The 20,237-nt window shown below is 65.8% G+C and carries 22 protein-coding genes; 7 read left to right on the forward strand and 15 right to left on the reverse strand.

Annotation, left to right across the window (positions count from 1 at the left end; all coding sequences use genetic code 11):
* Window positions 1–23: 23 nt before the first annotated feature.
* Together BSY239_RS05670 and BSY239_RS05675 are read right to left on the reverse strand one after the other, a co-directional pair.
* On the reverse strand, window positions 24–848 hold the full coding sequence (locus BSY239_RS05670) for an alpha/beta fold hydrolase (protein WP_069045989.1): 825 nt from the start codon (window positions 846–848) through the stop codon (window positions 24–26).
* A gap of 2 nt (window positions 849–850) precedes the next feature.
* A complete protein-coding gene (locus tag BSY239_RS05675) occupies window positions 851–2,161 on the reverse strand; it encodes an O-acetylhomoserine aminocarboxypropyltransferase (RefSeq protein WP_069045990.1) in 1,311 nt (436 codons plus the stop codon).
* A 132-nt stretch (window positions 2,162–2,293) separates the two neighbouring features.
* Here BSY239_RS05675 and BSY239_RS05680 point away from each other — a divergent pair, with 132 nt between their 5' ends.
* Window positions 2,294–2,761, forward strand: coding sequence for a CBS domain-containing protein (locus BSY239_RS05680; protein ID WP_069045991.1), 468 nt, complete (start codon window positions 2,294–2,296; stop codon window positions 2,759–2,761).
* A gap of 61 nt (window positions 2,762–2,822) precedes the next feature.
* Here BSY239_RS05680 and BSY239_RS05685 read toward each other — a convergent pair whose 3' ends face one another.
* Window positions 2,823–4,034 (reverse strand): polyhydroxyalkanoate depolymerase, encoded by a 1,212-nt coding sequence (locus BSY239_RS05685; RefSeq protein WP_069045992.1) that lies wholly within the window; start codon window positions 4,032–4,034, stop codon window positions 2,823–2,825.
* A 145-nt stretch (window positions 4,035–4,179) separates the two neighbouring features.
* Between BSY239_RS05685 and BSY239_RS05690 the strand changes: the two genes are divergently transcribed.
* On the forward strand, window positions 4,180–4,836 hold the full coding sequence (locus BSY239_RS05690; RefSeq protein ID WP_069045993.1) for a glutathione S-transferase: 657 nt from the start codon (window positions 4,180–4,182) through the stop codon (window positions 4,834–4,836).
* Window positions 4,837–4,940: 104 nt separating this feature from the next.
* Here the strand turns inward: BSY239_RS05690 and BSY239_RS05695 are convergent, their stop codons facing one another.
* Window positions 4,941–5,363, reverse strand: a complete 423-nt coding sequence (locus tag BSY239_RS05695; protein WP_069045994.1) for a cupin domain-containing protein — start codon at window positions 5,361–5,363, stop codon at window positions 4,941–4,943.
* A gap of 163 nt (window positions 5,364–5,526) precedes the next feature.
* Here BSY239_RS05695 and aroC point away from each other — a divergent pair, with 163 nt between their 5' ends.
* Both aroC and BSY239_RS05705 read left to right on the forward strand, forming a co-directional pair.
* Window positions 5,527–6,627, forward strand: coding sequence for a chorismate synthase (gene aroC, locus BSY239_RS05700; protein ID WP_069045995.1), 1,101 nt, complete (start codon window positions 5,527–5,529; stop codon window positions 6,625–6,627).
* Between the two features lie 76 nt (window positions 6,628–6,703).
* On the forward strand, window positions 6,704–7,879 hold the full coding sequence (locus BSY239_RS05705; protein ID WP_236944138.1) for an MFS transporter: 1,176 nt from the start codon (window positions 6,704–6,706) through the stop codon (window positions 7,877–7,879).
* 3 nt (window positions 7,880–7,882) lie between these two features.
* Here BSY239_RS05705 and BSY239_RS05710 read toward each other — a convergent pair whose 3' ends face one another.
* On the reverse strand, window positions 7,883–8,668 hold the full coding sequence (locus BSY239_RS05710) for an IclR family transcriptional regulator domain-containing protein (protein WP_069045996.1): 786 nt from the start codon (window positions 8,666–8,668) through the stop codon (window positions 7,883–7,885).
* A 181-nt stretch (window positions 8,669–8,849) separates the two neighbouring features.
* On the opposite strand from BSY239_RS05710, the gene BSY239_RS05715 reads away from it, so the two are divergent.
* Window positions 8,850–9,764, forward strand: coding sequence for a 4-hydroxyphenylpyruvate dioxygenase (locus tag BSY239_RS05715; protein ID WP_069045997.1), 915 nt, complete (start codon window positions 8,850–8,852; stop codon window positions 9,762–9,764).
* A 4-nt stretch (window positions 9,765–9,768) separates the two neighbouring features.
* Window positions 9,769–10,680 (forward strand): sugar phosphate isomerase/epimerase family protein, encoded by a 912-nt coding sequence (locus tag BSY239_RS05720; RefSeq protein WP_069045998.1) that lies wholly within the window; start codon window positions 9,769–9,771, stop codon window positions 10,678–10,680.
* 2 nt (window positions 10,681–10,682) lie between these two features.
* On the opposite strand, the gene BSY239_RS05725 is transcribed toward BSY239_RS05720, so the two are convergent.
* The 9 genes from BSY239_RS05725 to aroQ (BSY239_RS05765) form a co-directional block, all read right to left on the reverse strand.
* Entirely contained in the window at window positions 10,683–11,552 is an 870-nt protein-coding gene (locus tag BSY239_RS05725; RefSeq protein ID WP_069045999.1) for a DMT family transporter, read from the reverse strand.
* A 6-nt stretch (window positions 11,553–11,558) separates the two neighbouring features.
* Window positions 11,559–12,392: a shikimate dehydrogenase family protein gene (locus BSY239_RS05730; protein WP_069046000.1), complete on the reverse strand. Its 834-nt coding sequence runs from the start codon at window positions 12,390–12,392 to the stop codon at window positions 11,559–11,561.
* A 28-nt stretch (window positions 12,393–12,420) separates the two neighbouring features.
* Window positions 12,421–12,867 (reverse strand): type II 3-dehydroquinate dehydratase, encoded by a 447-nt coding sequence (gene aroQ, locus BSY239_RS05735; protein WP_069046001.1) that lies wholly within the window; start codon window positions 12,865–12,867, stop codon window positions 12,421–12,423.
* A gap of 72 nt (window positions 12,868–12,939) precedes the next feature.
* On the reverse strand, window positions 12,940–13,941 hold the full coding sequence (locus BSY239_RS05740; RefSeq protein WP_069048805.1) for a TRAP transporter substrate-binding protein: 1,002 nt from the start codon (window positions 13,939–13,941) through the stop codon (window positions 12,940–12,942).
* Window positions 13,942–14,030: 89 nt separating this feature from the next.
* Window positions 14,031–15,311 (reverse strand): TRAP transporter large permease subunit, encoded by a 1,281-nt coding sequence (locus BSY239_RS05745; protein WP_069046002.1) that lies wholly within the window; start codon window positions 15,309–15,311, stop codon window positions 14,031–14,033.
* Window positions 15,312–15,329: 18 nt separating this feature from the next.
* Window positions 15,330–15,863, reverse strand: a complete 534-nt coding sequence (locus tag BSY239_RS05750) for a TRAP transporter small permease (RefSeq protein WP_172823081.1) — start codon at window positions 15,861–15,863, stop codon at window positions 15,330–15,332.
* 126 nt (window positions 15,864–15,989) lie between these two features.
* On the reverse strand, window positions 15,990–16,670 hold the full coding sequence (locus BSY239_RS05755; RefSeq protein ID WP_069046003.1) for a TetR/AcrR family transcriptional regulator: 681 nt from the start codon (window positions 16,668–16,670) through the stop codon (window positions 15,990–15,992).
* A 44-nt stretch (window positions 16,671–16,714) separates the two neighbouring features.
* The gene (locus BSY239_RS05760; protein WP_069046004.1) at window positions 16,715–17,605 is read right to left on the reverse strand and encodes a DMT family transporter; all 891 of its coding nucleotides are present in this window, start codon (window positions 17,603–17,605) and stop codon (window positions 16,715–16,717) included.
* A 70-nt stretch (window positions 17,606–17,675) separates the two neighbouring features.
* Window positions 17,676–18,134, reverse strand: a complete 459-nt coding sequence (aroQ, locus tag BSY239_RS05765) for a type II 3-dehydroquinate dehydratase (RefSeq protein ID WP_069046005.1) — start codon at window positions 18,132–18,134, stop codon at window positions 17,676–17,678.
* A 272-nt stretch (window positions 18,135–18,406) separates the two neighbouring features.
* Between aroQ (BSY239_RS05765) and BSY239_RS05770 the strand changes: the two genes are divergently transcribed.
* Complete coding sequence (locus tag BSY239_RS05770) at window positions 18,407–19,423, forward strand: SGNH/GDSL hydrolase family protein (protein WP_069046006.1); 1,017 nt, start codon at window positions 18,407–18,409, stop codon at window positions 19,421–19,423.
* On the opposite strand, the gene aroE is transcribed toward BSY239_RS05770, so the two are convergent.
* Complete coding sequence (aroE, locus tag BSY239_RS05775; protein WP_069046007.1) at window positions 19,404–20,225, reverse strand: shikimate dehydrogenase; 822 nt, start codon at window positions 20,223–20,225, stop codon at window positions 19,404–19,406. The genes BSY239_RS05770 and aroE overlap by 20 nt on opposite strands.
* Window positions 20,226–20,237 lie beyond the last annotated feature (12 nt).

Genomic DNA, 20,237 nt, shown 5'->3' on the forward strand with positions numbered 1-20,237 from the left:
GTGCTCGGGCCGCAGCACAAAACTCATGGCGTGGCGCGCAGAAAGTCGCGCATGGCCGCCAGGGTTTCTTCGGGCGCCTCGGTCATCTGGTGGTGGCCCACCGGCACGTTGACCACCGAAACGCGGTGGCCGGCGGCCTTGGCCGCGGCGACCAGGCCCTGCGCGGCTTTGGGCTGCGTCATCTGGTCCTGCCCGCCCAGCACAAAGAGCACCGGGCAGGTGATCCGCGCCATGGCCGCTTCACCGCCTGCGTAGCTGTCGCAGGCCACGAATCCGCGGTGAAACACATTGACCTTCGCATTGCTGCGCAACACCCGGCGGTTCAACGCAAGACTGGAGCCGTACACCCAGGTGCCGGGACCAAGCGCCGAGGGTGGTGCCGCCAGCGTGCTGCGCGAAAACACGTTGATCATCTTCATGCCCTTTTCGGGCTCGTTCAGTGCAGCCTCGATCAGCGCAGGCGAGACCTTCATGGGGTAGGCCGTGCCCACCAGCACCAGGTGGCTCACACGTTCTTTCAAGCGCGCGGACGCTTCCAGCGCGATGAGGGAGCCCCAGCTGTGGCCGACCAGCGCGGCTTTCTGCACACCCGCCGCGTCCAGCAACGCTGCCACGAAGTCGGCGGCGGCTTCCACCGACGCAGGCGCTTCGCCTTCGCTCTTGCAGTGACCAGGCAGGTCCACCGCCAGCACGTTCCATCCGTGGTGCGCGAGGTAGCGGGTTTGCAGTGCCCACACGCTGTGGTCGTTGAGCACGCCGTGGACGAAGACGACCGTGGGCTTGGCGGCATCGAAGGGCTTGCCGCCGGTATAGCAGTAGGTGTTGGCGCCGTTGACTTGCAGGTACATGGTCAGACCCCCGCCTTTTCCGCTGCCTTGAGAGCGCGCTTGAGATCGTCGATCAGGTCGTCGGCGTCCTCCAGTCCGATCGAGAGCCGGATCGTGCCCGGGCCGATGCCACCGGCCGCCAGCGCCTCGTCGCTCATGCGGAAGTGCGTGGTGCTGGCCGGGTGGATCACCAGCGAGCGGCAGTCGCCCACGTTGGCCAGGTGGCTGAAGATCTTGAGCGCTTCGATGAAGGCCTTGCCCTGCTCGCGGCTGCCCCGGATGTCGAAGCTGAACACCGAGCCTGCGCCCTTCGCGCCGAAGCGCAACAGCTTCTCGGCGAGCGTGTGGCTGGGGTGGCTTTCCAGCAGCGGGTGGCCCACGCGGCTCACCAGCGGGTGGCTGGCGAGAAACTGCACCACCTTTTCGGTGTTGCTCATGTGGCGGTCCATGCGCAGAGAGAGCGTTTCGATGCCTTGCAGGATCAACCAGGCACTGTGTGGCGAGAGGCAGGCGCCGAAATCGCGCAGACCTTCGCGGCGCGCGCGCAGCAGGAAGGCGCCCACCGTGCTCTCTTCGCTGAACACCATGTTGTGGAAGCCTTCGTAGGCTTCGGTGAGCTCGGGAAACCGCCCCGACTTTTCCCAGTCGAAGCTGCCCGCGTCCACCACCACACCACCGATCACGGTGCCGTGGCCGCTCAGGAATTTGGTGGCAGAGTGGTAGACCAGATCGGCGCCGAGCTCGAAGGGTTTGATCAGGTAGGGCGTGGTCAGGGTCGAGTCGACCAACAGGGGCACGCCGGCCTCGTGAGCGATCTGCGAGACGGTGGGGATGTCCAGCACATCCAGGCCGGGGTTGCCCACGGTCTCGCCGAAGAAGAGCCGGGTGTTCGGCCGCACCGCGGCGCGCCAGCCGTCGATGTCGCCCGGTTTGACAAACGTGGTCTCGATGCCGAAACGGCGCATGGTGTAGTGCAGCAGGTTCTGGCTGCCACCGTAAAGCGCGGTGCTCGCCACGATGTGCGAACCCGCGCCCATGAGCGTGGCCACGCTCAGGTGAAGCGCGGCCTGGCCGCTGGCGGTGGCAATGGCGCCGATGCCGCCTTCGAGCGCGGCCATGCGCTGCTCGAACACCGCGTTGGTCGGGTTGCTGATGCGGCTGTAGACGTGGCCCGCGCGCTCCAGGTTGAACAGCGCGGCGGCGTGGTCACTCGACTCGAAGACGAAGGAGGTGGTGAGGTGGATCGGCACGGCACGCGCACCGGTGGCGGGGTCGGGCGCGGCGCCCGCGTGGAGTGCGAGCGTGTCGAAGCCTGGGTCTGAGTAACCGGACATGGGAAAGGTCTCCTGGGTGTGCCGGTGTCGCGGCACGGGGGCTGGCGCGCACTGGTTTTGAGCGGTATTGTGGGGGTATATTGCGGGCATGCCAGCCATGCTGGAGACACCACCGAAAACAGGAGACCAGGCATGAAAGTCAGCGACATCCTTCGCGTCAAGGGCGGCACGCTCTACACCACCCACCCCCTGGAAACCCTGCAGCGCGCGGTGGAGACCATGTCGCAGTTCGACATTGGTTCGCTCGCGGTGATGGACCACGGCGAGCTGGTGGGCATGCTCACCTTCCGCGAGATCATCCACACCCTGGCACGCAATGGCGGCGCACTCGGCGAGAAGACCGTGCGCACCGTGATGGACGACCACCCCATGAGCTGCACGCCCGAGACCGAGCTGGAGCAGGTGCGCCCCATGATGCTGGAGCGGCATACCCGCTACATGCCGGTGATGGACAACAAGATGCTGATGGGCGTGATCAGCTTCTACGACGTGGCCAAGGCGGTGGTGGACAGCCAGAACTTCGAGAACCAGATGCTCAAGGCCTACATCCGCGACTGGCCGGCCGAAGACGAGCCGCAACCCGCCGCCCGCGCACGCTGAACCGCACAGGCCCCATGAGAAACGCCCCGCAAGCCGGGGCGTTTCTCATAGGGCCAAGGGTTCAACCCATCGTGGCGTGGATCATGTCGCGCACGCGTGGGTAGATCTGCTGGTTCCAGCGCCTCCCGCTGAACACGCCGTAGTGGCCCACGCCGGTCTGCACATGGTGCGTCTTGAGGTAAGGGCGCACGCTGCTGCACAGGTCTTGCGCCGCCACCGTCTGGCCCACCGCGCAGATGTCGTCGCGCTCGCCTTCGACCGTCATGAGCGCGGTGCGGCGGATGGCGGCCGGGTTGACCTTGCGCCCGTTCCAGGTGAGTTCACCGCGCGGCAGGTCGTAGGTCTGGAACACCTTGGCCACGGTCTCCAGGTAAAACTCGGCCGGCAGGTCGTTGACAGCGAGGTATTCCTCGTAGAAATCCTGGATCGCCCGTGCTTCTTCGGTGCGGCCGTGCTCCAGGTGGTCGTAGATGTTTCGGAACGACTGCTTGTGACGCTCGGGGTTCATGGCCATGAAGGCCGAGAGCTGGATGAAGCCGGGGTAGACGCGGCGCATGAAACCGGCGTGCGGCAGCGGCACGTGGTTGATCAGGTTCTTTTCGAACCATTCAATGGGCTTGCTCGTGGCCAACCGGTTGACTTCGGTGGGGTTCACGCGGCAGTCCACCGGGCCGGCCATCAGCGTGAGGCTGCGCGGCTGCGCGGGGTTGTCGTCTTCGGCCATCACGGCCGTGGCGGCCAGGGCAGCCACGCAGGGCTGGCACACCGCCACCATGTGGCTGCCCGGGCCAATGGCCTCGGTGAAGCGGATCATGTAGGTGATGTAGTCGTCGAGCGAAAAGCCACCGTGCAGCAGCGACACGTCGCGTGCGTTGTGCCAGTCGGTGATGTACACGTCGTGGTCCTGCAGCAGGGTGCGCGCGGTCTCGCGCAGCAGGGTGGCAAAGTGGCCGGAAAGCGGCGCCACCAGCAACACCGGCGGCTGCGGCTCCACACCGTCTTTGCGAAAGTGCAGCAGCGTGCCGAAGGGCAGGGTGAGCACGACCTCTTCGGTCACGGGTACGGCCCTGTCGCCCACCATCACCTCGCCGATGTTGTAGGGCGGACGCGAGTGGGTGAGGCGCAGTCGGGAGATCACGTCGCAGGCGGACGCCACCTTGCGCACCACGCTGCGTTCGGTGTCCTGCAACCACAGCGAGGCACTCAGGTGCTGGGCCATGAGTCGCAACGGCGAAAGCAGGTCGGACTGGGTCTGGTAGGCCTGGTACAGCATGTCGGGATCCCGAAACAAGGTGTTGCCCTGCAGGCAAGGAACGCGCCAACCAGCACTGCACCGGCCCGGTGCGTGGTGTGTCATTTTGGTGGCACAGCCCTTGCTGAGAGCAGGGTCTACGACGCAGGGTCAACGAGGAGCAGTCATGGCCACAACGGTACTCACGATCAGCAGCAAGAACTACGGCGCCTGGGCCCTGCGCGGCTGGTTGATGGCGCGCCTGGCCAAGCTGGAGTTCACCGAAAAGATCATTTCCCCCGACGATCCGGCCATGAAAGCCGAGATGTTGCTGCTCTCGGCTTCCATGCGCGTGCCGGCGCTGGAGCACGACGGCATCCACGTGTGGGACACGCTGGCGATTGGCGAATACCTCAACGAAATCAAACCCAAGGCGGGCCTGCTGCCGGCCGACCGCGCGGCGCGTGCGCATTGCCGCGCGATCTGCGGCGAGATGCATTCGGGCTTCAGCTCCATGCGCTCGTCCTTGCCGATGAACATCAAGGCGCACTTTCCGAATTTCAAACTCTGGTCGCGTGCGCGCACCGACATCGACCGCATCGAGGCGATCTGGACGGAGTGTCTGGAAACGTACGGCGGGCCCTACCTGTTCGGTGCCAAACCCTGCATGGCGGACGCGATGTTTGCGCCCGTGGTGACGCGTTTCATCACCTACGGGGTGGCGATCGACGAGGTGTGTGTGGCCTACTGCGACACCATCATGGCGCTGCCGGCGATGAAGGAGTGGGTGGCGGCTGCGGAGGCTGAGCCGGATGACATCGATGAACTGGATGCTGAATTCTGAGCCACCCCCGCCGCGCGGCGCGCGACCCCCTCAAGGGGGCGGCGCCTGCGGCCCGGCAACGCCGGTTCCGCGGCACCTCTGGTCCAAGGCAAATCGCGCCTGCATCATTCCCAAGGGGTCGGCTTCGGAATCTCGCAAACCGGCTCCACATCCACCGTCTTGAAATCCGCCGGAGAAACGATCTCCAGGTACTCCATGTCCGGCGAATAGTCGAACAGGTAGTGGCGAATCCCCGGGCGCTGGTGCACGCAGTCGCCGGCTTCGACCAGCGTCACCTGGTCCTCGTACATGAACTTGGCCCAGCCCTTGATCATGATCACGATCTGGAAGTCGGCTTCGTGCCGGTGCCAGCCCGTGCCTTCCTCGGGCGGCAGGTTGGCCTTGACCAGGTGCGCGATCACCTGGCCGTGCGTGGCTGCGGCGATGCCGAGGTCGCGGTAGAGAAAAAAGTCCCGCAAACCACCACCGACCCATGGGTTGTCGGTGCCTTTGACGTGCGAGAACAGGGTGCTGGTGCGGTCGAGCATGGAACGCTCCTTTCTGGGGCTGCACAGCCATCATTTGCTGCACTGCAGCGCGAAGCACGAAATGTTCCTGTCTCCCGATGGCTCTCAGACGCGGCATGTCGGGCAGATCACGCACCAGACTGGCCCATCGGCGCACCAGCGTGCCTCAGGGATAATCCAGCGCATGAGCGGCAACACCTTCGGCACCCTGTTTTGCGTCACCAACTTTGGTGAATCCCACGGCCCGGCCATTGGCTGTGTGATCGACGGCTGTCCGCCGGGCATGCAACTCAGCGAGGCCGACATCCAGGTCGAACTGGACCGCCGCCGACCGGGCACCAGCAAATTCGTCACCCAGCGCAACGAACCCGACGCTGTCGAGATCCTCAGCGGCGTGTACGAGGGCAAGACCACCGGAACACCCATCGCCCTGCTGATCCGCAACACCGACCAGCGCAGCAAGGACTACGGCAACATCGCCCAGACCTTCCGCCCCGGTCACGCCGACTACACCTACTGGCAGAAATACGGCATCCGCGATCCGCGCGGTGGGGGTCGCAGCTCGGCGCGCCTGACCGCGCCCACCGTGGCCGCCGGCGCCGTGGCGCGCAAGTGGCTCAAGGAGAAATTCGGCACCACCTTCCTCGGCTGCATGACGCAGGTGGGCGACGTGGTCATACCGTTCGAGAGCTGGGACCACGTGCCCCACAACCCGTTCTTCGCGCCCGTGGCCGACGTGTCCGCGATCGAGGACTACATGAACGCGCTGCGCAAGAGCGGCGACTCGTGTGGCGCGCGCATCCGCGTGACCGCGCAAGGCATGCCGGTGGGCCTGGGCCAGCCGCTGTACGACCGGCTCGATGCCGACATCGCCTACGCCATGCTTGGTCTCAACGCCGTCAAGGGTGTGGAGATCGGCGCCGGGTTTGCGAGCGTTTCCGACAAGGGCAGCACCCATGGCGACAGCCTCACGCCCGAAGGCTTCGCTGCCAACAAGGCCGGTGGTGTGCTGGGCGGCATCAGCACCGGGCAGGACCTGGAGGTGTCGATCGCGATCAAGCCGACCAGCTCCATCCTCATTCCGCGCGAGACCATCGACGTGGCGGGGGAGTCCACCGAGATCATCACCAAGGGCCGCCACGACCCCTGCGTGGGCATCCGCGCCACGCCGATTGCCGAAGCGCTGCTGGCGCTGGTGGTGATGGACCACGCGCTGCGCCACCGCGCGCAGTGCGGCGACGTGCAACTGCCCACGCCCGACATCGCAGCCAAGGCCCGCGGCTGAGCCCCACGCCGTTCGGGCTGAGCTTGTCGAAGCCCTTGCGAGCCCTTCGACAAGCTCAGGGCGAACGGAAACTCTTGTGAGCCAGAAAAAACAGCTGTTTCCGTTCGCCATGCTCAGCGCGAGCTACTTCGCGCACATCGGTTTCTTCAACCCCTACCTGCCGCTCTGGCTCAAGGAGCTCGGCTTCAGCCTGCTGGCCATCAGCGTGCTGACCTCGGTGCAGTCGGCCTCGCGCCTGTTTGCGCCGTACCTGTGGGGCTCGCTGAGCGACCGCACCGGCGAGCGCGTGCGGCTGCTGCGCTATGGCGCCACGGCGGCACTCCTGCTCTCGCTGGGCCTGTGGTTCGACCTCGGTGGTGTGGGCCTGTTCGTGGTGCTGCTGCTCACGTTCACCCACACCAGCGGCATGATGCCCATGAGCGAGGCCGCGCTGGCGCACCTGGTGAGCCATGGCGGCGCGTTTGACGCCAAACGTTATGGCCGCATCCGCCTGTGGGGCTCGCTGGGTTTTCTCGTGACGGTGGTGGCCGCGGGTTTCTGGTTCGAGCACTTCGGCCTGGTGCACTTTCCCGCCTGGACGCTTGCCACGCTGGCGGCTGTGACGATCAGCGTGTGGCTCTTGCCCGACTTTCGCGAACCGGGCCACGCCGTCGAGGCGCAGCCCAGCGTGTGGCCGGTGCTGCGCCAGCCAGCGGTGCGCTGGTTGTTCGCGGCGGTGTTCTTCCATGTGCTGGCGCACATCTTCATCTACATCTTCTTCTCGCTCTACCTGGACTCGCTGGGCTACAGCAAGATGGTGATCGGCTTGCTGTGGGCGTTGTCGGTGGTGATCGAGATCGGCTGGTTCTTCACCCAGGGCCGCTGGTTGCCGCGGCTCTCGCTCTCGGCCTGGCTGGTGCTGGCCGCCGCGCTGATGACCTTGCGCATGGGCCTCACGGCCGGCTTGCCGCTGGTGTGGCCCCTGCTGCTGCTCGCGCAGGCCCTGCATGCCATCACCTTTGCCGCGCACCACACAGTGTGCATCGCGCTGGTGTCACACCACTTTCCAGGCCGCTTGCGCGGGCGCGGGCAGGCGCTGTATTCGGTGCTCGGTTATGGCCTGTCGGGGGTCATCGGGGGCATCGCGGGCGGTGTGGTGAGTTCCGCCTGGGGGCTGGCCAGCGTGTTCTGGCTGTCCGCGGCTTGCGCCTTGCTGGCCATGGTGTGTGCGCTGCGCCTGTGGCGTTTGAACCGTCCGGTGGCGAGCGCCTGAGCCTCAGAGCAAGGGGCGCAGGCCGCGCGCGGCCTCTTGCAGCGCCGGCAACACCCGCGCCAGCGCGTCGGCCTGGCTTTCCTGGTTGATCAGCATAGTGATGCTGATGGCGCCGTGCACGCCGTTGTGCCGGTCCAGCAGCGGCACCGCAATGCCGCGCGTGTTCAGCTCCAGCTGCTGCTCCAGGATGGCCCAACCCTGGCGGCTGAACCGTTGCAGTTCGTCGCGCCAGGCCTGTTGTGTGGCCAGGGTGAAGGGTGTGTATGCCTGTAGGGTGCGGGCGGCGAGCCAGGCTTCGGAGGTTGTCTCGCCCAGCCCGGCGAGGATGGCCATGCCCGCCGTGGACAACTGGGCCGGCATGCGGGAGCCGAGGATGTAGCCGGTGTTCATGTGCCGCTGCGCACCGCTGCGCGCGATGTAGACGACCTCCTCGCCGTCGAGCACGCCCAGGTAGGCGATTTCCTGCGTGGCGCCGGCGATGCGTTGGAGGAATGGGTGAACCAGGCGCGGGAACCGCGCCGATTCCAGGTAAGCGTGGCCCAGACGGAGGATGCGTGGCGTGAGCCAGAACAGCTTGCCGTCGGTGCCCACGTAGCCCAGGTGCGCCAAGGTCAGGAGGTAGCGCCGGGCCGCGGTGCGTGTGAGCCCGCAGCGCGCGCCCGCCTGGCTGGCCGTCAGGCGCGGGTGCTGGTCGTCAAACACCTCGATGATGCCGAGGCCTTTTTCCAGGCCGGCGATCCAGTCGCGTTTGTCCAGCGACGGCGTGGGCGAGGGCGTGATGATGTCCATGGGGTAAGGGTGGGGCGGCAGTGGAAAACCCGCAATTCGATCGATGATCGAACTGGAATGCGCGATTATCGATCATAGGCAACCGCTTGTTTGCCTTTTTCAGGGCTGGTGCTTCTACAGTGCCAAGAGAGTGCGGCCCCTGCATGGGCGGGTGCGCCTGCGCCCCACCCGGAGACCCCGCATGAGTGACCTGCTGCTCAACCCCACCGAGGGCCGAGAGCCCCTGCAAGCTTCTTTCAGTGACGCTGCCAACCCGTTGGGGCTGGATGGCATCGAGTTCATCGAATACGCCACCTCGCAGCCGCAGGCCCTGGGCCAGGTGCTGGAAATGATGGGCTTTCGACCGGTGGCACGCCACCGCTCGCGCGAGGTGTTGCTGTACCGGCAAGGCGACCTCAACATCGTGGTGAATGCCCATCCGGTGGACGCGCGGGGCGCCGGCCACGGCAGCGGTGTGGCCACGCTCTCGGCCATGGCCTTGCGGGTGCGCGACGCCGGTGCGGCCTACAAGTGCGTGCTGGAGCGAGGCGCCTGGTCGGTCACCACCCGTGCCGAGGTGATGGAGCTCAACATTCCGGCCATCCACGGCGCGGGCAGCAGCCGCATCTACTTCGTGGACCGGTACAAGGAGTTCTCCATCTACAACGTGGACTTTGTGCCCATCCCCTCGGTGGACCAGCACCCGCCGGCCACCGCCGGCATCCACTTTTTCGGCGTCGTGCAGTACATCGGGCCCGAGCGCAGCAACGACTGGATTGCGTTCTACAACGAGCTCTTTGGCGCCGAGCTGATTCCCGATGAACAGCGCTTCGGCATCATGCCCAAGGGCATGTTGTTGCGGGTGCCTGCGCTAGACCCGGCCAACCGGTTCATGCTGCAGTTGATCGAACCCGAACTCAACGTGGTCGACAGCGACGAGCGCCTGCAACGCATCGGGCTGGGCGTGCCCGACGTGCTGGCCGCGGTGCGGGCGCTGCGCGCCCTGGGCGTGGAGTTTGTTGAAACCCAGGCGGCGCACACCGAGCAGCGGGGTGCGATCAGCAAGACCTACCTGGGCTCGGTGGTTTTCGAGCTGGTCCACAGTGAAAAGGCGTGAGGCCATGAACACACACCGCGCTGCGACCGAAGCCATCAGCGGCTTCGGCATGGACACCATCACGCTGGCGGGCCCGCTGGAGGCCAAGCTCGCCGCCATGAAAGACGCGGGCTTCACGCAGGTGATGCTCAAGGCCAACGATCTGGTGGGGCACCCCGGCGGCCTGGGTGCGGCGTTGCAGGCGGTGAAGGACAGCGGTCTGCGCGGCACCGGCTTCCAGGTACTGCGCGACTTCGAAGGCCTCTCGGGCCACCTGCACCTCTACAAGGTCGACATCGCCAAGAGCATGCTCGAGATGTGTGCCGCGCTGGACTGCAAGGTGCTGCTGGCGTGTTCCTCGACCTCGGTGCACGCTTCGCAAGACCTGGATCACATCGCACGCGACCTGCGCAAGTTGGCGATGCTGGCGATTCCCTTCGGCATCCGCATCGCTTACGAAGGCCTGTCCTGGGGCCGAACGATCAACGAGTTCACCACCGCGTGGGACGTGGTCTGCCGCGCCGATTGCCCCAACCTCGGTCTGGGCATCGATTCGTTTCACATCTTCGCGGCCAAGACCCCGCTGGACGAGATCGACTACCTCGATCCTTCCAAGATCTTCCTGGTGCAGCTGGCCGACTTCATGTGGCAAGAGACCAAAACCTTCGAGGAGCGCATGACCACCGCGCGCACCTTCCGTGTGTTTCCCGGCGAGGGTGTGCACAGCGAACAGCTGGTCGAGCTGGTGCTCAAGCTTGACGCGCTGGGCTACGAAGGCGACTACAGCTTCGAGGTGTTCAACGACGACTACCAGCAGATGCCGCTGCCGATGGTGGCCGAGCGCGCGCGCCGCTCGGCGCTGTGGCTGGCCGAGGACGTGATGCGCCGGTCGATGCCGCTGCCCAATCAGATGCGCCTGAAGCCAACGCGCGCCTGAGTTCAGCCCCGCCGCACCCGCACGCCCAGCCCGCCGCACAGCGCAATGAGCGCAATGCCTGCCATCGACCAGGCATCGGGCGTGTGGCCGAAGACCCACCAGCCGGCCAGCGTGGCGAAAGCGATCTGCGCGTACATGTAAGGCGTGAGGCGCGAAGCCGGAGCATGGTGGTAGGCCTGGATCAGCAGGTAGTGGCCGATCGAGCCGAACACGCCCATCAATCCCGCGAGCACCCAGAGCCGCCAGTCGGCCATGGGCGCCCAGGCCCAGGGCAACGCCAGCGAACAGCAGACCAGCCCGAGCAGCCCGGTGTAGAAGTGCATGGTGCCCGGGTCTTCGGTGCGCACCATGCGGCTGGTGACGATCTGGTAGGCGGCGTTCACCAGCACCAGCAACAGCGGCATCAGCATCGCGCCATGGAAGTCGCTGCCTTTGGGCCGGATGACGATCAGCGCGCCGACCAGGCCCCCCGCCACCAGGGTCCATGACAGGGCGGACACGCGTTCGCGCAGCATCAGCGCGGCCAGCAGGGTGACCACCAGGGGCACCAGCATCATGATGGCGGTGAACTCGCCCACCGGCACATGGCGCAGGCTGATGAAGGCCGCCACGCTGGAGCCCACCATCAGCACGCCGCGCCCGAGGTGCCAGCCCGGCGCCCGTGTGTGCAGCAGGCTGCCCCTGCGCTGCGGCATCAGCAGGGCCGTGGTCATCACGGTCTGGGTGAGGTAGCGCAGCCAGACCGCCATGACCACGGGCACGACCGGGCCGACAAACTGCGATGTGGTGTCGAGCAAGGCAAAGCACAGCGTGGCGCCGATCACCAGGGCGATGCCCAGGACGGAGTGCTGTGTGGCAGCCTGGTCGCTCACGCCGGCTCAGTAGCTCAGCCGCGCCACCGAGCGCAGCACCTCGGCGGTGGTGCTGGGCAGGCCGAAGAATTCGAGGTACGCGGGGATCTGTTCAAACAGCATGTCCGAACCCACCTGCACCTGGCAGCCCCGCGCGCGGGCCGCCGCGAGAAAGGCCGTGGTTTCGGTGCGCATGACCACCTCGCCCACGAAGGTGTGCGGTTGCAGGCGCGTGACATCGAGTGGCAGCGGGTCGCCTTCGTTCATGCCCATCGGCGTCGCATTCACCACGAGGTCAAAGCCGGCCGGGTCGTTGCTGCCAGTGCTCACGGTGATGGCCGGGTGATGGTCGCGGATGCGCTGGCCCAGGGTCTCGGCGGACGCGGTGTTGACGTCGAAGAGGCTGATGGCCGCCACGCCCGCACCAGCCAGCGAGGCCGCAATGGCGCAACCCACGCCGCCGCTGCCCACCACCAGCACGCGCGCGCCGGTCAGGTTCAGGCCCTTGCGCTGGACCCCGCGCACGAAGCCGGCGCCGTCGAACTGGTCACCGACCAGGCGCCCGTCGGGCAAGCGCTTTACCGCGTTGCAGGCACCGGCCACTCTCACGGTGGGCGTGACATCGTCGAGCAACCCGACCGTGACCACCTTGTGCGGCATGGTGATGAGCGCGCCGCGGATGTTGGTGAGCGTGAAGACCGACCTGAGGAAGGCCGGGTAGTCGGGCGTCTGGCAGCCCATGGGCACCACGACCACGTTGACACCCGCCTGCTCGAAGTACGGGTTGTAGATCATGGGCGACTTGAAGCTGTGCGTCGGGTAGCCGATGTGGGCGATGAGCTCGGTGGTGCCGTTGATCATGGTGGTGCGGGTTCGAGGCGCAAACGCGTCAGCCTTTTTGTGCTCGTGCGTGGTTCACCGCGGTGCGCAGGCCCAGCAGGTAACTGTCGACGCCGAAACCGGCGACCTGGCCCTGAACGATGTCGGCCAGCACCGAGTGGTGGCGGAACGCCTCGCGCGCGTGGATGTTGGACATGTGCACCTCCACGATCGGGCAGGTCAGGATGCTCAGCGCATCACGAATGCCGTAGCTGTAGTGGGTCCACGCGCCCGCGTTGATCAGCACCGCGTCCACCTTGTCATGGTGGGCCTGGTGGATGCGTTCGCACAGGGCGCCTTCAAAGTTGGTCTGAAAGTTCTCCACCGCCACGCCCAGTTCCTTTCCCAGTACACCGAGCTGGTCGTTGATCTGGTCGAGCGTGACCGTGCCGTACTGCTTGGGGTCGCGCTTGCCGAACATGTTGAGGTTGATGCCGTGCAGGACGAGAACTTTCATCTTTTCTCCAGGGTGTTGAGAGGACGCGCGGACCGCCAGGCCAATGGGCGACACGACCGCGCGCAGTGCCGATTATTTGCTGCGCACCTTGGTCAGCTCGGCCTGCAGGCTCTGCATGGTTTCCTGGCCCACGGCCACCGAGTACTTGGCGATCACCGGGCGCATGCGGTCACGCAGCCTTTCGGTTTCGGCCGGCGAGAGTTCGCTCACCTGCATGCCGCCCTTTTTCATGTTGTCCAGCGCGGCGGCCACCTGGCCGCGTGCCTGCTCGCGCTGGTACTTGGCGGCTTCCACCGCCGCGTCGGCAATGATTTTCTTTTGCGCAGCGTCCAGGGTGTCCCAGAACTTCTTGCTGATGACCACGGACTGCGGGTTGTACTGGTGGTTGCTCAACACCACGTGCTTCTGCACCTCGTAGAACTTGTTGGCATTGATCACCGTGATCGGGTTTTCCTGGCCGTCGATGGCCTTCTGCTCCAGCGCGGCGTACACCTCGGGGAAGGGCAGGGGCGTGGGGTTGGCGCCCAGGGCCTTCACCCAGTCCACGTTGATCGGGTTGGGGATCACGCGCAGCTTGAGGCCTTCCAGATCTTCGAGCTTGGTGATGGGACGCTTGCTGTTGGTGATGTTGCGAAAGCCCAGTTCAAAGTACGCCAGGCCGATCAGGCCCTTGTCCTGCAGCTTGTCGTGCAGCTTCTTGCCGAACGGGCCGTCGACCACGGCGTCGGCTTCCTTGGAGTTCGCGAACATGAAGGGGAAGTCGTAGATCGCGAATTCCTTCACCTGGCTGGCGAAGATGCCCGAGTTCATCGAGGCCATTTCCAGCGTGCCGCCCTGAATGGCCGAGACGTTGGCCTGGTCGCTGCCCAGCGTGCCGCCGGGGAACAGGTTGACCTTGATCTTGCCGCCCGACTTGGCCGCCACGATCTCGGCAAATTTTTCCAGACCCATCACGATCGGGTGACCCTTGGGGTTCTGGGTCGCGAACTTGATGGTCTTGTCCTGGGCGTGGACAGTGCCGAAAGCGGTCACTCCGAGGGCGGCGACGAGGGTTTTGAGCATCAGGCGTTTCATGTTGTCTCCAAAGAACAGGGTGGCAGTGCGCTGGGCGTGAACCAAAGCCTGTGGCGCACCACGCACAGGCCGTGTGTGAAACAGAGGACTCAGCCCGCCAGCCAGCGGGCGGGGACCATGACGATCTGGGGGAACAGCACCATCAGGAACATCAGCGCGAACTGGGCCAGCATGAAGGGCCACACGCCCTTGGTGACGTCGTCCATGCTGATCTTGCCGACGCCGGCCACGGTGTTGAGCACGGTGCCCACCGGTGGCGTGATCAGGCCGATCGCGTTGTTCATGATGAAGAGCACACCGAAATAGACCGGGTCGATGCCTGCGGCCTTGACGATGGGCATCAGCACCGGCGTGAGGATCAGGATGGTGGGTGTCATGTCCATGGCCGTGCCGACCACGATCACCAGCACCATGATGGCGGCCATGAGCAAGCGCGGGTGTTCGAGCAGCGGCTCCAGCAAGGACACCAGCTGGTCGGGCAACTGCGCCACGGTGATCAGCCAGGCCGAGACCATGGCGGCGGCCACCAGGAACATGATCACGGCGGTGGTCTTGGCTGCGGCCAGGAACAATCCGAACAACTGGTTGAGGCGCAGCTCACGGTAGACGAACACCGAGATCACCAGCGCGTACACCGCCGCCACCACGGCCGCTTCGGTGGGCGTGAACACACCGAACTTCAGGCCCACCACCACGATCACCGGCAATCCCAGGGCGAACAGCGCGTCCTTCAGCGCCGCGAAGATCTCGCCCCGGTTCTTGCGTCCGGGCGGGGTCACCATTTCCTTGCGTGCCACGTACCACCAGGTGAAGCACAGCGCCATACCCAGCAGCAGACCCGGTGCGATGCCGGCCAGGAACAGCTTGGAGATCGACACGTTGGCAGCCACGCCGAAGATCACGAATCCGATGCTGGGCGGGATGATGGGCGCGATGATGCTGGCCGAGGCCAGCAGGCCAGCAGAGCGGGCCTTGTCGTGCCCGGCGTGCACCATCATCGGTAGCAGCAATGCCGAGAGTGCCGCCGCGTCGGCCACCGCAGACCCCGACAGCGCGGCCATGAAAACGGCGGCCATGATGCCGACATAGCCCAGGCCGCCGCGCACATGGCCCACCAGCGCCATCGCAAAGTTCACGATGCGGCGCGACAGGCCCCCCGCGTTCATGATTTCGCCAGCCAGCATGAAGAAGGGCACGGCCAGCAAGGGAAAGCTGTTGGAGCCTTCGATCAGGTTCTGCGCCAGGATCTGCGCGTCGAACATGCCCAGGTGCCACATGAGCGCGGCCCCGCTGAGCATCAGCGAGAAGGAAATGGGGATGCCGATGGCCATGGCGGCCAGCAAGGAACCCAGGAAGATGGCAATGGTCATGTCGTGCCTGCCTTGGGGTCAGGGATGGGGATTGCCGTGCGGCATGTCTTCCGACTCGCGAATGCCGATGAGCTCGCTCTCGGACATGTGGCCCGCGAGCAGGCGCCACAGGTGCAGCAGCAGGATGGGTGCGGCCAGCACCGCGAAGACCAGGCCGCTGGCGTAGAAGTAGCCCATGGAGGTTTCCATCACCGCGCTGGTGGAGTCCCAGTTGATCTTTGTCTGCTCCCAGGCACCCTGGAAGATCAACCAGCACACAAAGAGCATGAGCATCAGGCTGACCGCGAGGCAGAGCTTGCGCCCGGCCACCGGCAGGCGGGAGATCAGCGAATCGGTGCCGAGGTGGGCGCGTTCATTGAGGGCCACCACGCCGCCGAGGAAGGTCATCCAGACGAACAGCCAGCGCGAGAGCTCTTCCGACAGGGTGATGCCGGAGTTGAAGCCGTAGCGCATGACCACATTGCCAAACACCATCACCACCATCAGGGCGAGGAACAGCACCATCAACCAGGACAGGGCCTGACAGTACTTGTCGATGAGGGTCTGGATCACGCGCGTCTCCTGGATCGTTTGAGTCAGTAATGTACGAACTGGTTAGTTTTTAAAGATCGGTATTTACCCTAGGTTCGCCAGCCGGCCGTCGGGTCGTGAAACGGGGCCCCGGGTGCGGGGGAGGGGTCAGGCGCGAACGAAGCGCAACACCATTTCGGTGATGCTGGCGCGCCGCTGGGCAGCGACCTTCGGGTCGGTCAGATCGCGCTTGAAGATCAGGCCGAAGGTGTGGCGGTTGGAGACGTTGAAGAAGGTCAGCGCCGAGATGGAAGCGTGGATGTCGATCGGATCCAATCCCGGGCGAAAGTCGCCCGCAGCCACACCGCGTTCGTACAGCTCGCGGATCGACGATATGGCCGGTACGTTGAGTTGCTGGATGCTCTGGCTTTGCGCCAGAAATTGCCCGCGGTTCATGTTTTCCGAGATCACGAGGCGGATGTAGTTCTCGTGGCTGACGTGGTGGTCGAAGGTGAACTCGACCAGCCGACGCAGGGCAGCCACAGGCGCCAGATTCTCCAGGTGCTGCTGGCTTTCGATTTCGCGCATGCGCCGATAGGACTCTTCGAGAGCGGCCAGATACAGGCCTTCCTTGCTCTCGAAATAGTAGTAAATCATGCGCTTGCTGGTCTGCGTGGCGGCCGCGATTTCGTCGATGCGCGCGCCCGCCAGGCCCTTTTCCGCGAACTCGGCCATGGCCACTTCCAGGATGTTGGCCATGGTCCGCTCCGGGTCGTTGGTGCGGGTGGTCTCCTTGGGCGGTGCGGCCTTGCGGGCACCGCGTCGCGTGGAATGTACCGTTTCGTTCATTTCCGCAGTATAGGGTCGCAGGCGGCATAACCTGCGTACCGCGCTCAGGGCACCGGGTCTTGCACACCACCGCGGCGCAACGGATTGAACCCCGTGACCAGCGCCGTGGCCAGCAGCACCAGCGCGCCGCCGGCAAAGATGCCGGGCGACAAGGCCTCGCCCAGAAACAGGTGGCCCCAGGTCACACCGAAAACAGGAATGAGGAAGGCCGGGCTCATGGCCGCCACCGGCGTCACATGGCGAATGATGCGCAGGTGTGCCCAGTAGGCCAGGCCCGAGGTGACCACCCCCATGACGAACAGGGCACCGAGTGCGGCCGGCGTGAACCGCGCCTCGGGCCAGGCCCAGAGCGCACCGGGGAACACCAGCACCATGGCCCCGAGGTGGATGCCGGCGGCAATGGCCAGTGGCTGCATGCGGGTGGTGGCGCGCTTCATGAGCGGTGTGGAGCAGCCGTAGCAGGCGGCCGCGAGGATGCAGGCCAGTGCCGCCGCGATGGTGCCCGCGTCGGGTTGCACTGGACCCAGCCGCACGATGAGGCCCACACCGATGAAACCGCACAGGCAGCCCAGCAGCTTGCGCGCGGTGAGCGTGTCTTCCTTGAACCACGCAGACGCCAGCGTGCCGAACAACACCGCCGTGGTGTTGAGCAGGGCGCTGTAGCCGGCCGGCAGGCGCAGCGCTGCCCAGGCGTAGAGCAGGAAGGGCGCGGCCACCGACAGCGCGCCCAGCAGCAAGAGCTCGCGCCAGTGTTCCCACGGCCAGCCTTGCTTGAGGCCTCGCATGATGAAGGCCAGCGTGAGTCCGGCCAGCGCCACGCGGCAACCGGCCAACACCATGGGCCCGATCACGGGGCTGGCGATGCGGATGAACAGGAAGGACGCGCCCCAGAGCGCGGACAGGCCCACGAGCTGGGCGAAGTGGCGGGTTTTCACCGATCGATTGTGCGGTGCGGTGAAGGGAGGACCGCTTCGCCAGCTGTCGCGGGCAGGACTCGAGGGTCGATCAGGCGGCTAAGGCCTTGCGCGCCAGGCCTTCGATGGCCAGCCGGTAGCCGTCGGTGCCGAAGCCCACCACGATGCCGGCGGCGGCCGGCGACAGGTAGGAGTGGTGGCGGAAGGCCTCGCGGGCATGCACGTTGGAGATGTGCACCTCGATCACCGGCAGCGGTTTGACGCCGCTGATGGCGTCGAACAAGGCCACCGAGGTGTGGGTGAATGCGCCGGCGTTGAACACCACGCCAGCGAGTTCACCGGCCTTGAAACGACGGCCCGCGTCCTGGACCTTGTCGATCAGCGCACCTTCGTGGTTGCTCTGAAAACATTCAACGGCAAAGCCCAGGCGCTGCCCATGGGCCATGCATTCTTTTTCCACATCGGCCAGCGTGGTCGCGCCGTAGAGCTCGGGCTCGCGTGTGCCGAGCAGGTTGAGGTTGGGGCCGTTGAGGATGAGCAAGGTCTGCATGGTGGCGTGTTTGGCTGGGGGGGGCGTGGAAAGTATAGGTGGCAGGGCGCGCCCCGCTGGACTGTGCGTCGAGGGTTTGCCCCATGTCGGTCACTTTGACAGGCGCGCCCTGCCGTGGCCGTGGTCACGTGTCAGACCGATGATTCATTGGGCTTTCCTGGACTCGGTGTGAATCTTGCAAATGGCGCGGCGGGTTCGGCGAGTTTCGCCGGGCTTCACGCAGACAGGCCGCGACCGCGGCACATTCCAACAAGATCCCAGGAGACATTTCCATGAGCTTTCAGCGCATCCGGTCTTTCTTGCGCGCCGCGCTGCTACCCACGTTGGCCGCTGCATCGATGGCGGCACACGCAGGGCCGTTCAGCAGCGTTTTCTTTTTCGGTGACAGCTTGTCGGACACCGGCAACCTCAGCATCGCGACCGGGGGTGCATTGCCCGGTACGGCGCAGCCCTATGCGTCCGGGCGGTACTCCGATGGCCCGCTGTGGGTGGAGACTTTCGCCGCCGGGCTGGGGCTGGCGGGCCAGGCCAACCCGTATTCGGTGGGGGGCAATAATTTCGCGTTCGCCGGTGCCCGCACTGGCGCTGCTGGCAGCCCACCGGGTGTGCTTGCGCAGGCAGTCGGCATTTGGGGCGCCAGTTTTGTGGCCGACCCCAACGCCCTGTATGTGGTGGTGGGCGGCGGCAACGACATGCGGGATGCACGCCTGATCTCCACCGGGGACCCGGCGCTCGACGCGACTGCCCGCCAAGCCGCAGCGCTCGCCGCGTTCAACAACCTGGCCACCACCATCGGCTATCTCGCGGCCTCCGGTGCCCGCAACGTGCTCATTTCCACGTTGCCCGACCTGGGTGCCACGCCGGAAGCGGCCTTTTTGAATCTGCAGGCAGCGTCCACCGACGCCACCAACCGTTTCAATGCGTTGGTGCCCTTGCTGCTGTCGGCCTATGCCGGTGTCAATGTCGAACTGCTCGACATGGCGGCGATCGCCGCAGACGTTCGCCTCCATCCGGATGAATTCGGCGTGACCAACGTGGCCTTTCCTTGCGGCGGTTTCGCCGGCAGCCAGGGTGCGAGCTGCGCCACCTCGCTGTTCTCGGATGCCCTGCACCCTTCCGCGTATGCCCACCGCCTGATCGGCGAAGCCGCGCTGGCTGTTTATGGCGTTCCCGTGCCGGGCACGCTGGCGCTCATGGCGCTGGCCTTGCTGTTGCTGGTGGCCGTTCAGCGCAGCCGCATGGCCTCTGGCCGCGTGATGGTCGCGGTGCTCAAACCAGCGGCACCGTGAGCTGCTGAATCACCGCCGAGGTGTCGGGCCGCACACCGCGCCACCAGGCAAAGGCCTCGGCGGCCTGCTCGACCAGCATGCCCACGCCGTCGGCCACCCGGCTCGCGCCGGCGGCCTGGGCTTGCTTCAGGAAAGGCGTGAGGCCCTTGCCGTAGACCATCTCGTAGGCGATGGCACCCGGCGCGAACAGACCCTCGGGCAAAGGCAGCGCTTCCTGCGTGAGACCGGTGGAGGTGGCGTTGATCACCACATCGAAACTCTGGCCTTGGAGGTCGTCGTAGCCGCCCGACTGCAGTTGGGCGTGTGCCGCAAAGTCGCGCTTGAGCGCGTGGGCCTTGTCGGCTGTGCGGTTGGCCACCGCCATGAGTGCGGGTCCTTCGGCCGCGATCGGCAGCAGCGCACCGCGCGTGGCACCGCCCGCACCCAGCAGCAGCACCCGTTTGCCAGCCAGCGGGCAGCCCAGGTTGCGCTGCAGGTCGTTGACCAGACCCACGCCGTCGAAGTTGTCGGCCAGGATCCGGTCGCCTTCGAACCTGAGGCAGTTGGCCGCACCCGCCAGCCGGGCGCGCTCGCTGGGCTCGGTGGCGATTTCAAACGCCTGCAGCTTGAAGGGCAGGCTCACGTTGAGCCCGCGGCCGCCACCGGCGCGAAAGCCCAGCACGGTCTCAACGAAACCGTCCAGCGGTGTTTCGATGGCGGTGTAGCCGATGTCCTGCCCGGTGGCCTGTGCGAAAAGGCTGTGGATCAGGGGCGACTTGCTGTGGCCAATGGGGTTGCCGAGAACGGCGTAGCGGTCGGTCATGGGTTTGCGGTG

This window comes from Hydrogenophaga sp. RAC07, from assembly GCF_001713375.1.
Lineage (GTDB): Bacteria > Pseudomonadota > Gammaproteobacteria > Burkholderiales > Burkholderiaceae_C > Hydrogenophaga.